The organism is Mesorhizobium sp. M0037 (assembly GCF_040323635.1).
Classification (GTDB): Bacteria; Pseudomonadota; Alphaproteobacteria; order Rhizobiales; family Rhizobiaceae; genus Mesorhizobium.
On the sequence record NZ_JAMYVB010000001.1, the window covers coordinates 292224 to 304948 of the forward strand.

The following is a 12725-nucleotide window of genomic DNA, read 5'->3' on the forward strand; positions in this document are numbered from 1 at the left end:
CCGCGCAGCGGAGCGGGGTGGGGGTCTACAAATCGAACACCGCGATCTTGCGCTTGTCGAACTTGATGCCGATTTCGCCGCGCACCAGCTTCAGTGCGGCTTCGCCGAACACGGCGCGTCGCCAGCCCTGCAGGGCCGGCACGTCGGCATCCTCGCCCTCGGCGGCGATGCGGTCGATGTCGTCGCTGGACGCCAGCACTTTCGAGGCGACGCCTTCCTTCTCGGCGACGATCCGCAACAGCACTTTCAACAGCTCGGAGGCGGCATTGGAGCCCTCGGGCGGCTGAAAGCTCTTGGGCAGCTTCGGCATTTCTTCGCGGGGCAAAGCGAGCGCCGTGTTGACCGCGCCGAGCAGCGCCGTTGCCGTCGATGACCGTTCCCAGCCTTTCGGCGTGGTGCGCAGCTTGCCAAGGGCTGCCGCATCGCGCGGCGCCTGCTGGGCGACCTCGTATATGGCGTCGTCCTTGAGCACCCGGCCGCGCGGCACGTCACGCTCGCGCGCCTCGCGTTCGCGCCATGCCGCCACCGTCTGCACGATCGCCAGCTCCTGCGGCTTGCGCAGCCGCATCTTCAGCCGCTTCCAGGCGTCTTCGGGGTGCGGATCGTAGGTCTCGCGCGAAGTCAGCACCTCCATTTCCTCGTTCAGCCAATGGGCGCGGTTTTCCCGCTGCAGTTCGGCGCTGAGGTGCTTGTAGACGTCGATCAGATGGGTGACGTCGGCCAGCGCATAGTCGAGCTGCTTGTCCGACAGCGGCCGGTGGCGCCAGTCGGTGAAACGCGAGGATTTGTCGAGCCGTGCGCCGGTGATGCGCTGCACCAGCTGATCGTAGGAGACGCTGTCGCCGAAGCCGCAGACCATGGCCGCGACCTGGGTGTCGAACACCGGATGCGGCACCAGGTCGCCGAGATGGACGATGATTTCAATGTCCTGGCGCGCGGCATGGAAAACCTTGACCACCGCCTCATTGGCCATCAGCCGGAAGAACGGGGCGAGGTTGATGTCGGGCGCCAGCGGGTCGATCAGCGCGGTCACGCCGGGCGCCGCCATCTGGATCAGGCACAGAATCGGCCAGAATGTCGTTTCGCGGATGAATTCGGTGTCAACGGTGACGAAATCCGACTTTTCAAAAGCGGCGAGAACGGACTCGAGCTCATTTTGGGTGGTGATGACGTGCATCAAATCGCTTTTTAGTAACGGGTAAGGTTCTCTTTCAATTTCAGCCATGGGCGCTTTCGTCAAGCCGCCCTTCGGTCAAGTATCGGCCGATCCGTCGGAATCGCCATTTCTGCGCGCCAGCCGCGCGAAGACGGTCGATGTGCGCAGCAGGGCCGTGAAGCGGCTGCGCTTGCCCGCCGGCACGCTGCCGCGCACCTGCATGCGGTAGAGAATGATGGCGATGAGGGTGGCGTAGACGACTGCGCTGAAGACAAACAGGGCGCCCGGTCCGAAATATTGCATGGCCGTCGAGGCCGCGAAGGGGCCACCGATGGCGCCGAAGGAATAGAACAGCATCAAGGCGGCATTGATCAGCACGAACTCGCCCTTGTCGGCGCGGTCGTTGGAATGCGCCGCCGACAGCGAATAGAGCGGCATGGCGAAGCTGCCGAAGATGAAGACGATGATCAAATTGAGGGTCGGATCGGCGCCGGCGACGAAGACCAGCGCCAGCGCCGCGAACATGGCGCCGCATGTCGTGGCCAGAAGCACCGCGCGCCGATCCCAGCGGTCGGAGAGGTAGCCCAGCGGATACTGGATAAGGGCGCCGCCGAAAATGCCGACGCTGACGAAGGTGACGACATCGGCCACCGACATGCCGATCTGCTCGGCATAGACCGGCGACAGCGTGCGGAACGCGCTGTTGGTGACGCCGACGCAGATGCAGCCGAAGCAGCCGAGCGGCGAAATCCGCCAGACGCGGGCGAGATCGAGCTTGACGTCTTCCGGCGGCGTCGGGTTGGAGCGGTCGCCGAGCGACACCGGAACCAGCGACAGCGTGATCATCATCGACATGATGGCGAAGATGGCAAAGCCGCCGGGGCCGAAGATCGGGATCAGGAACTGCGCGCCGGTTACCGAGCCGATATCGACCATGCGGTAGACGGCGAGCACCCGCGCACGATCCTTGTTTTCGACGCCGGAGTTCAGCCACGCTTCCATGACGGTGAACAGGCCGGCAAAGCAGAAACCGCCGGCAAAGCGCACCGCGCACCACATCACCGGGTCGATCACCAGCACCAGGAGCAGCGTACTGGCAGCGGCGATGGCGGCGAGCGCTGAAAACGTCCGGACATGGCCGACTGCCTTGAGGATGCGGGTGACTGCGAGGCAACCAAGCAGGAAGCCGGCGAAATAGAACGTGCCCATCAGGCCGATGTCGGAGGCCGAAAACCCTTCCTGCGCGCCGCGCAACGCGATCAGCGTGCCCTGCAGCCCGTTGCCGCCAAGCAGGATGCCGGCGGCGATGAGGAGCGGGATCAGCGGGCGGATGGAGGACATACGGAACCGTTGCTTGGGTGGCTCCACAGTTCTGAACCATCGGTGTGGCCAATGCCAGTGGCTTGTCCCGCCGCCAACAGGTGTGTGGCTTCAGGTGCGGCCGTTCAAGCTCCGTCGGCCCTCGCCAAAGCTTCGCTCGCCGGCGCAGGCTTGCCCCGGGCAGCCCTTCGGCCAAGCGAGCCGGCGGTCAGCAGGCTGAGCATGATGAACGGGATGCCGATACCGAAGGCCGAGCGGATGCCCCAATGGTCGGAGACGAAACCGAGCAGCGGCGGGCCGAGCAGGAAGGCGACGAAGGAAATCTGCGACAGCGCCGCGACATTGATCGTCGCGGAGCGGTCCGTCCGCTGGGCTGCCGCCGAGATCGCCAGCGGAAAGAGCACGCTGCTGCCGATGCCAAGTAGCGCAAAGCCCAGCATCGATACGAGCGGGGCAGGCGAGAAGAAGACGAGCAGCACGCCCACCGCCATCGTCGCCAGCAGCACCCGCGCCACGACGCTCGGCGAGTGGCGGTCGACAAAGGAGTCGGCAAAGAAGCGCGTGCTCGCTTGCGAGAATGCAAACAGCGCCACTGTGAAGCCGGCGACGAAAGGGCCCGCATCGAACACGGTGCGCATGTAGATTGCCGACCAGTCGATGCTGGCGCCTTCCATCAGCATCGCCGACAGTGTCACCGCGACGAGGACGAGGATCGGCAGCGTCGGCCGCGCCAGCGTTGGCGCCGTCTCGTCATTGCCGGCGAAGCGGCTCGGCGCCGGTTCGTAACCGCCGAGAAACAGCGCGATTCCTGTCGCCACCATCGGTACGACAATGGCCAGGTGCAGTTGCGGCGATATGCCGAGATGCGCAAGCGCGGCGCCGAACAGGCCAGCGCCGAAAAAGCCAATGCTCCAGAACGAATGCGCCCGGTTCATGATCCGGCGCTTGAGCAGGAATTCGGTTCTGTCGGCCTCGACGTTGAGAATGATCTCGACGCTGCCGATCATCAGGCCGACCGGAAACAGCATCAGGAACAGCGCAAGCGGCCCAGGCGCATGCACGGCAATGGCAAAGACAACCGACAAAAGCGGCACCAGCCCGAGCAGCGCGCGGCGGAAGCCGATGCGCTCCAGGATCGGCGCCGCCAGCGTTAGCGCGGTCAAGGTGCCGATTGGCGTCCCGATCAGGCTTAGCCCGAGCGTGCCGTCCCCGATGCCCATGGCGTGCTTGATGTCGGGCAGCCGCGGGAAGATTTGACCCATGGCGAACGAATAGATCGCAAAGCCGGCGTAGACCCGGTGTTGCGGAGCGAGGCGGAGGCCAAAGGTCATGAAGATGCTTTCAAGGCAAGAGAGTCGACGGTTGTCACTGTTTGACATGCCGACATCTTGCACAAACATGCAAATCGTGCAAGAACGTGCATGGAAAAAAACAGGATCATGCAATGCTGACCGATGAGCGGCATCAAATTATTCGCGATCGCCTGGCCGTCGAGGGAAGGGTGCTGGCCGGCGAGCTGGCAGGCCGCTTCGGCGTTTCGGAAGACACGGTTCGCCGCGACCTCAGGGAGTTGGCCAAGGCCGGGCAGTGCCGCCGCGTCTATGGCGGCGCGGTCGCGGCCGCACCCTTCGCGGCCACGCCGGTCGGCCTGCGCGCCGGCCATGCGGTCGAAGAAAAGACGCGGCTGGCCCGCGCGACCGTGGCACTGCTTTCGCGCGGACAGACCCTGTTCATCGACAGCGGCTCGACCAATGCCGCGATCGCCAGGGCCATCCCGCGCGACATCGATCTGACCGTCGCCACCAATTCGCTCGAAATCGCCTCGGTGCTGTCAGACCACGCCCTGATCGAGCTGATTGTGCTGGGAGGCCGGTTCGACCGCCATCTCGGCGCCTGCGTCGGCGCCGACACGCTTGCCGCCGTCGCGCAGCTTGGCGCGGACTTGTTTGTTCTCGGATCCTGCGGCCTCGATGCGTCGCGCGGCGTCACGGCCTTCGATTCGGCTGAGGCCGAGGTAAAGCGGGCGATGGCCAAGAACAGCGCAGGCATCGTCATCGCTGTAACCAACGACAAACTAGCCACAGCCGCACCCTACCGGGTCGCCAGGCCAGAGGCGATCCGCCACCTCGTGGTCGAAAAGACCGCGCCGGCCGCGATCCTCGCCGACTTCGAACGCCAGGTCGCTGAAATCCACTTCGCTTGAAGTAGCGCCGTGCGCGGGCTGTTCACGCAAGAGGCTGACCGTCACAGGCCGAATCTTCTGGTGGCTCCCGATGCGATTGCTATTCCAGTCAGCACCGCCACGAGCCCGACAAGCAGGTTCGCGCCGACCTGTTCGCCCAGGACGACGACGGCGAAGATCGACGCCGTCACCGGATTGACCGCGACCGAGACGGCAACCAGTGTCGGCGCGGCGCGCCCGAGCGCGAACCCCCACAGGAAGAAAATGAAGGCACCGCAGACGATGGCGAGATATCCGCTCGCGATCCATTGCGGTGCATTGAGCGTCGCAAGCCGCGCCAGGCCGCCGTTCGAGGCGGCAATCACCGACAGGCAGGTGGCCCCCACGCCCATGCCGAACGCCACGAACGGGATCGGCGTGGTGCGCGACAGGAATGGTCGTGACCAGACGCTGTAGAGCGCCATGCAGAACGCCGCCGCGACCATGATGAGGTCGCCGCGCCATGCGCCTGCGGGAGCAGTCGCCAGGCTGGTGCCGAGCGCGACGGCCACCCCCGCCATGGCGATCAGGACGCCGACGATCTTGCGCATGGTAGGCGGCTCGATCCGCAGAACCGCGCCGGCAAGCATGGTGAGCAGCGGCAGTGTCGAAAGCGCCAGCGCACCGCGCGCCGCCGTGGTGTAGACAAGGGCGCCATTGAAGAGCACCGGAAACAGGCCGAAGAACAGCAGGCCCAGGGCGCCGGCGCCAAGCCAGTCGCTCTTCGCAGGCCATTTGTCCCGCCGCCAGAGCGCCACTGCGGCCAGAACCAGAAAGCCGCCGCTGAACCGCACCGCGCCGATGGTAATCGGATCGAGCGTACCGGCGAGATATCGGGTTGCGCCGACAGCGGTGCCGCCAAGAGCGCTAGAAAGAATCGCCGCCAGCACGCCCAGAATTTCCATTCTTGTCCCAACCTGGCCAGTTCGGCGCCAGCGATATCGGGCAGGCGGGTCGAAAGGAATCGAATAAGTGCAATGAGTTTGATAATGCTTGGCTATGAACACCCTGGATCCCGAACTGCTGCGCGCTTTCATCGTCGTTGCCGACCGGCTCTCGTTCACGCGCGCCGCCGAACAGCTCAATCGAACGCAGGCAGCCGTCAGCCTGCAGGTGAAGCGCCTTGAGGAACGCCTCGACGCCGCGCTGTTTCGCCGCTCGACCGCTCGGGTTGAACTAACCGCGGCCGGGGAGGGGTTTTTGACCGATGCCCGCCGTATCCTTGCCCTCAACGAGCAGGCGATAGCACGCGTTTCCAATCAGCGTGTGGCCGGGCACGTTCGCATCGGGGTGATGGAAGACTATGGCACCAAAATCCTGCCAAGCCTGCTTGCCGATATTGCCCAGCGATTTCCGCTCGTGCAGGTCGACATGGAGATCGGTCTCACCGCCTTGCTGCTCAAACGCCTCGGCTCATCTTTCGACGCCGTCATCGCCATGCACCCGGAAGGTACCTCCGAGGGCGATCTGATATGCCGCGAGCGTGCGATCTGGGCGGCCGCCTCCACCCGTGCCGTCGAAGAGCTCGATCCGCTGCCCGTCGCGCTGTCCTATCCCGATTGCCTGTTTCGCGCCTGGGCCATCGAGGCGCTCGACAAAGCCGGCCGTCCCTGGCGGTTGGCCTATGTCAGCCCGAGCCTGGCTGCTACGGAAGCAATCGTCGGGCAGGGCCTCGCGATCACCGTGGTCAAAGGCAGCATGCTGGCGCCGGGCCTGCGCGGTATCAATCCCGGCCGTTATGTGCCGCCATTGCCGGGGGCGGAGATACGCCTTCATCGCGCCGCAACGTCCTCCGCCGGCGCTTCATTGGTCATCAATCATCTTGCGCAGCGCCTCCGCCAATCTGCCCTGGGCTCCTAGCCCGGAACGGTTGAAAGCCGAAAGAGGGCCAAGATCTCAACCAAACCCGGCTTGCCTTGACAAATCCGGCCTCCCATGCGCTTTTCGCGCAAATTTTGGACCGGGCTTTGATGCTCGGGCCACAACTCAGCACCCCGGAATTTTGACATGACAATGCATCGTTACCGCAGCCACACCTGTGCCCAGTTGAGAAAGAGCGATGTCGGCTCTTCGGTTCGCCTGTCGGGCTGGGTGCATCGCGTGCGCGACCACGGCGGCCTGCTGTTCATCGATCTGCGTGACCATTACGGCTTGACCCAGATCGTCGCCGATCCGGATTCGCCCGCCTTCAAGGTCGCCGAGACGCTGCGTGGCGAATGGGTCATCCGCGTCGACGGCGAGGTCAAGGCGCGTCTGCCGGACACCACCAACGCCAACCTGCCGACCGGCGAGATCGAGATCTTTGCCCGCGAGATCGAAGTGCTGTCGGCGGCCAAGGAACTGCCGCTGCCCGTGTTCGGCGAGCCGGACTATCCCGAGGACATCCGCCTGAAGTATCGCTTCCTCGACCTGCGCCGCGAGACGCTGCACAGGAACATCGTGGCGCGCACCAAGATCATCGCCGAGATGCGCAAGCGCATGACCGATGTCGGCTTCACCGAATTCTCGACGCCGATCCTGACGGCCTCGTCGCCGGAAGGCGCGCGCGACTTCCTGGTGCCCTCGCGCATCCATCCCGGCACCTTCTACGCGCTGCCGCAGGCGCCGCAGCAGTACAAGCAGCTGATCATGGTCTCCGGCTTCGACCGCTATTTCCAGATCGCGCCCTGCTTCCGCGACGAAGACCCGCGCGCCGACCGTCTGCCCGGCGAATTCTACCAGCTCGACCTCGAAATGAGCTTCGTCGAGCAGGACGACGTGCTGTCGACCATGGAACCGGTGATGCGGGGCGTCTTCGAGACCTTCGCCAACGGCAAGCCGGTGACGCAGACATTCCAGCGCATCCCTTACGATGTCGCGATGCGCAAATACGGCTCCGACAAGCCGGACCTGCGCAACCCGATCGAGATGCAAGCCGTGTCCGATCATTTCCGCGATTCCGGCTTCAAGGTGTTCGCCAACATCCTGGCCAACGATCCCAAGGCCGAAGTGTGGGGCATTCCCGCCAAGACCGGCGGCAGCCGCGCCTTCTGCGACCGAATGAACTCGTGGGCGCAAGGCGAGGGCCAGCCGGGCCTGGGTTACATCTTCTGGCGTGGCCAACCGTCTCTCGAAGACCTCGGATACGAGCAGTTTGATGACAAGGGGGATGCCGTTGAGAATGCCAAATTTGCTCAGGCGGCCGCGAAAATTGAGCAATGGCGTAAGGATAATCCGTCTGGCTTTGAAGGTGCCGGGCCGCTAGCAAAAAATATTGGGCAAGAGCGAACGGAGGCAATTCGTAAGCAGTTGGGACTCGGAGCGGGTGACGCCGCCTTCTTCGTCGCCGGCGATCCGAAGAAGTTCGTCACCTTCGCCGGTGCCGCGCGTACGCGTGCCGGCGAAGAACTGAACCTTGTCGACCGCGAGCGCTTCGAATTGTGCTGGATCGTCGACTTCCCGTTCTTCGAATGGAGCGAGGAGGAAAAGAAGATCGACTTCGCCCACAACCCGTTCTCGATGCCGCAAGGCGGCATCGACGCGCTCAACGGCGACGACCTGCTCGGCATCAAGGCCTTCCAGTACGACATGGTCTGCAACGGCTTCGAGATCGCCTCTGGCGGTATCCGCAACCATTTGCCCGAGACCATGGTCAAGGCGTTTGAGACGGTCGGGCTGGACCGCGCCACGGTCGAGGAGCGCTTCGGCGGCCTCTATCGCGCCTTCCAGTATGGCGCGCCGCCGCATGGCGGCATGGCGGCCGGTGTCGACCGCGTGGTCATGCTGCTGGTCGGGGCCAAGAACCTGCGCGAGATCACCATGTTCCCGATGAACCAGCAGGCCTACGATTTGTTGATGAACGCGCCTTCGGAAGCCTCGCCGCAGCAGTTGCGTGATCTGTCGCTGCGTGTCGCGGCAGTGAAGAAGGACTGACGGCAGCGTTGCAGCTGCCCTTTCTCCCCGTCTCTATACGGGGAGAAATGTCCGGCAGGACAATGAGGGGCAGCACGCATGCAGGCGATTGGCGAACGGCCTTAGCAGTTGGCGCCTTCTGACAATCGGTTCAGCATCGAACTACAATTTGCAGGCGTTGGCGCCGCCCCTCATCTGCCTGCCAGCACCTTCTCCCCGTATAGTGACGGGGAGAAGGGAGCGAACTTCGATCAGTCTTCGTTGGCCTTGACGTGGACGCCCAGCGTCTTGGTCAGGTCGGCCGGGTTGGACATGGCGCCGGCCATGATCAGCGCGAACGGCACCGCTGCCGGCGGCTCGGCCGAAATCTCGAGGCTCTTCGGATCGTCGAGGTACTTGCTCACCGCGGCCGTCACTTCGGCGGTCAGTTCGGGATTGTTGAGCTGCGCCATGCCGAACGGCACGATCGCCTTGGCCTGGTTGGCGATGTCCTTGCCCGACATGCCCTGCTGCTTGCCGACATACTCAAGCACTTTGCCGGTGAGCGAATCGTCATCGAAGCGGATCGATGCGCTGTTGAAGGAGAGCTGCTGCAACAGGCCGAGCAGGGCCATGCCTTGCGCCGAATTGTCAGCCCCTTCGGGCTGCGCCGCCATCTTCTTCTGCATCTCCTGCAGCGACTTGACGAAGTCGACCGTGTAGCCGCCGAGGCCGAAGGTCATGCCGAGCGTGCCGGCATTCTCGACCGAGATGTCGTATTTCGACAGGTCCATCTTGCCGTCGCTCGGCTGCCAGGTGCCGCCGATTTCGATATTGCCCGAGATGTTCTGGTAGCCGAGGGCCTCGATGGCTTCCTTGGATTTCGCATCGTCGACCAGGGTCAGGTCGGCGTTGAACTTTTCCGTGGTGGCGGAAAACTCCATCGCCTTGCCGTCGGCCGGCGGCGTGATCTGGACAGCAAGCCCATCCACCGAGAAGGCGGTCTTGTCGGCAACCTTGACCGTCAGGTTTTCGAGTTCGGCCGACTTGTAGATCATCATCGAGCCGAGCGGGCCTGTAGCGCCCTCAGCCGGGATGTTGGCGTCGTGGATGACGAAGGGGGTGAGGTTGAGCGTGACGCCGTCCTTGCTGTGCTCGAAGGCCGAAGTCGTGATGGTCGCGACATCGAAGCCGCCATTGGCTTCGGTCACGCCCTCGAGCTTGACGTCGCCGATCGGCAGCGCCTCCTTTTCGGCCGCCGGTTTGACCGACACGCCCTGTAGCACCATGCTGGAATTGTCGCCGGTAACGCCGGTCCAGGTGATATCGACGCCCTGGACGGCAAGTGCGGCCTTCAGTCGGTCGGCAACCGCCGTGTCTTGCGCAAAGGCGGCATTCAGCGGCAGCGTCAGCAAAAAGGTCGAAAAAGCAAGTTTCTTGAGTGTCGAACGTTGGATTGTCATCGCGAGTTCCCTGAGAGAGTCCTGAAAAAGTGTTTTCTCAATTCTACGCCATCACCATTCCGTGACGAACTGGACGGGAAAAAGGCGCTTTCCCGCAGAGTTGTCGAAAATCACGGCGAAAGGCAAATCGGAGCGGGAGCCTTCGCCCGACGCGGTGAATATGTCATGAAGGTCGGGCTCCCCTGCGTACCGTCTCCTGCCTTAGAGAGGGCGTGTAACAGATTGATGTTGGTTGGCAACAGCACTGCTACCGTTGCTGTTGCACAGGGACGGCAAGGGGGAACATGAAGTCCGTCACATCCATTGTCGGACCTTGAGCCGCCCTCGTAAGCCCAAAGGCTGCAAAGTGCGGATTTCCGCAGCCCCGCCTTGCCGCGAATCACCCGCTCGGCTAGTTCAGCCGCATGGGAAAAAGGATTTTGCCGCCTGAAAATGGCGGCGGTGACCACATCGAACCGGTCGATCTGAAGAAGGCGCTGGAAGAGCGCTATCTTGCCTATGCGCTCTCGACCATCATGCACCGGGCGCTGCCTGACGTGCGCGACGGGCTGAAGCCTGTGCATCGCCGCATCATGCATGCGATGCGGCTGCTCAGGCTCAACCCCGACCAGGGCTTTGCCAAATGCGCCCGCATCGTCGGCGACGTGATGGGCAAGTTCCATCCGCATGGCGACCAGTCGATCTACGACGCGCTGGTGCGCCTGGCGCAGGATTTCTCCATGCGCTATCCCCTCGTCGACGGGCAGGGCAATTTCGGCAATATCGACGGCGATAACGCCGCCGCCATGCGCTATACCGAGGCGCGCATGACCGAGGTGGCGAGCGATTTGCTTGCCGGCATCACCGAGGACGCCGTCGATTTCCGGCCAACCTACAATGAGGAGGACGAGGAGCCCGTAGTGCTTCCCGGCGCCTTCCCGAATCTGCTCGCCAACGGTTCCTCCGGCATTGCGGTCGGCATGGCCACGTCCATCCCGCCGCACAATGCCGCCGAGCTTTGCAACGCAGCGCTGCAGTTGATCGAGCAGCCGGACGCGCCGGTGACAAAGCTGATGGAGTTCGTCCAGGGGCCGGATTTTCCGACCGGCGGCATCATCGTCGACAGCCGCGCTTCCATCCTGGAGGCCTATGAGACCGGCCGCGGCGGTTTTCGCGTGCGCGCCAAATGGGGCCAGGAGGATCAGGGCAGGGGCACCTGGAGCATCGTCGTCACCGAAATCCCCTACGGCATCCAGAAGGCCAGGCTGATCGAAAAGATCGCCGAGCTTTTGATCGCGCGCAAATTACCGCTGCTCGAGGATGTCAGAGATGAAAGCGCCGAGGACGTCCGCATCGTGCTCGTACCGAAGAGCCGTTCGGTTGATCCCGGCATTCTGATGGAATCGCTGTTCAAGCTGACCGAGCTCGAAAGCCGATTTCCCCTCAACATGAACGTTTTGTCGCGGGGCAAGGTGCCTAACGTCCTGTCGCTGAAGGGAGTGCTGAAGGAGTGGCTCGACCATCGGCGCGATGTGCTGATCCGCCGCTCGAAGCATCGGCTTGGCGAGATCGAGAAGCGGCTGGAAATCCTTGCCGGCTACCTGATCGCCTATCTCAACATCGACGAGGTCATCAGGATCATCCGCGAGGAGGATGAGCCCAAGCAGGTGATGATGGCCCGTTGGTCGCTCACCGACACCCAGGCCGAAGCCATCCTCAACATGCGGCTGCGGGCCTTGCGCAAGCTGGAAGAGTTCGAGATCCGCAAGGAGTTCGACGGTCTCACCACCGAGAAGAAGCAGATCGAGGCATTGCTCGCATCCGACGCCAAGCAATGGTCGACGATCAAATGGGAAGTCACGCAGGTTCGCGACAAGTTCGGCCCCGAGACCGAACTCGGCAAGCGCCGCACCCAGTTCGCCGACGCGCCGGAGCATGATCTGACCGACATTGCGCACGCCATGATCGAGCGCGAGCCGGTCACCGTGGTGGTCTCGGAAAAGGGCTGGCTGCGGGCGATGAAAGGCCATCTGGCCGACCATTCCACGCTCACCTTCAAGGAAGGCGACAGCCTCAAGCTCGCCTTCCATGCCCAGACCACCGACAAGATCCTGGTCTTCACCACCGGCGGAAAATTCTACACCATCGGCGCCGACCGGCTGCCGGGCGGCCGCGGCCATGGCGAACCGATCCGCATCATCGTCGACATGGACAACGACCAGGACATCGTCACCGCCTTCGTCCACGACCCGAAGCGCAAGCTGCTGCTCGTCTCCTACGATGCCAATGGTTTCGTCGTGCCGGAGGAGGAGGTCGTCGCCAACACCCGAAAGGGCAAGCAGGTGATGAACGTCAAGGCGCCCGACGAGGCCAAGGCCTGCGTCCCCGTGTCAGGCGATCATCTCGCCATTGTCGGCGAGAACCGCAAGATGCTGGTGTTTGCGCTCTCCGAAATTCCGGAGATGGGCCGCGGCAAGGGCGTTCGCCTGCAGAAATACAAGGATGGCGGTCTGCTCGACCTGAAACCCTTCACGCTGGCGAGCGGCCTGTCGTGGCAGGATTCCGCAGACCGCACCTTCGTCAGGTCGCGCGAGGAGCTGGCGGAATGGATCGGCGCGAGAGCGTCGGCCGGTCGCATGGTGCCGAAGGGATTCCCGCGGACGGGGAAATTTGGGTAGGAATCTCCCCCCTCGAGGGGGAGATGTCGCCGAAGGCG

The 12725-nt window shown here is 63.5% G+C and carries 9 protein-coding genes; 4 read left to right on the forward strand and 5 right to left on the reverse strand.

The window, feature by feature from the left end; translation table 11 throughout:
* Positions 1–25: 25 nt before the first annotated feature.
* The 3 genes from rnd to NKJ78_RS01490 all read right to left on the reverse strand — a co-directional run bounded on the left by rnd (position 26) and on the right by NKJ78_RS01490 (position 3807).
* Positions 26–1177, reverse strand: coding sequence for a ribonuclease D (gene rnd / locus NKJ78_RS01480; RefSeq protein ID WP_352562373.1), 1152 nt, complete (start codon positions 1175–1177; stop codon positions 26–28).
* Positions 1178–1252: 75 nt separating this feature from the next.
* Complete coding sequence (locus tag NKJ78_RS01485) at positions 1253–2497, reverse strand: MFS transporter (protein ID WP_023682425.1); 1245 nt, start codon at positions 2495–2497, stop codon at positions 1253–1255.
* 104 nt (positions 2498–2601) lie between these two features.
* Positions 2602–3807 (reverse strand): MFS transporter, encoded by a 1206-nt coding sequence (locus NKJ78_RS01490; protein ID WP_352460102.1) that lies wholly within the window; start codon positions 3805–3807, stop codon positions 2602–2604.
* A 113-nt stretch (positions 3808–3920) separates the two neighbouring features.
* On the opposite strand from NKJ78_RS01490, the gene NKJ78_RS01495 reads away from it, so the two are divergent.
* Complete coding sequence (locus NKJ78_RS01495; protein ID WP_352460103.1) at positions 3921–4679, forward strand: DeoR/GlpR family DNA-binding transcription regulator; 759 nt, start codon at positions 3921–3923, stop codon at positions 4677–4679.
* A 41-nt stretch (positions 4680–4720) separates the two neighbouring features.
* Here the strand turns inward: NKJ78_RS01495 and NKJ78_RS01500 are convergent, their stop codons facing one another.
* Positions 4721–5602 (reverse strand): DMT family transporter, encoded by an 882-nt coding sequence (locus tag NKJ78_RS01500; RefSeq protein WP_352460104.1) that lies wholly within the window; start codon positions 5600–5602, stop codon positions 4721–4723.
* A 94-nt stretch (positions 5603–5696) separates the two neighbouring features.
* Between NKJ78_RS01500 and NKJ78_RS01505 the strand changes: the two genes are divergently transcribed.
* Positions 5697–6557, forward strand: a complete 861-nt coding sequence (locus tag NKJ78_RS01505) for a LysR family transcriptional regulator (RefSeq protein WP_352460142.1) — start codon at positions 5697–5699, stop codon at positions 6555–6557.
* Positions 6558–6710: 153 nt separating this feature from the next.
* The gene (gene aspS, locus NKJ78_RS01510; protein ID WP_023694913.1) at positions 6711–8609 is read left to right on the forward strand and encodes an aspartate--tRNA ligase; all 1899 of its coding nucleotides are present in this window, start codon (positions 6711–6713) and stop codon (positions 8607–8609) included.
* Between the two features lie 230 nt (positions 8610–8839).
* On the opposite strand, the gene NKJ78_RS01515 is transcribed toward aspS, so the two are convergent.
* Positions 8840–10030 (reverse strand): aq_1923 C-terminal domain, encoded by a 1191-nt coding sequence (locus NKJ78_RS01515; protein ID WP_023697470.1) that lies wholly within the window; start codon positions 10028–10030, stop codon positions 8840–8842.
* Positions 10031–10434: 404 nt separating this feature from the next.
* Between NKJ78_RS01515 and parC the strand changes: the two genes are divergently transcribed.
* Complete coding sequence (gene parC, locus NKJ78_RS01520) at positions 10435–12687, forward strand: DNA topoisomerase IV subunit A (protein ID WP_023694915.1); 2253 nt, start codon at positions 10435–10437, stop codon at positions 12685–12687.
* Positions 12688–12725: the final 38 nt, after the last annotated feature.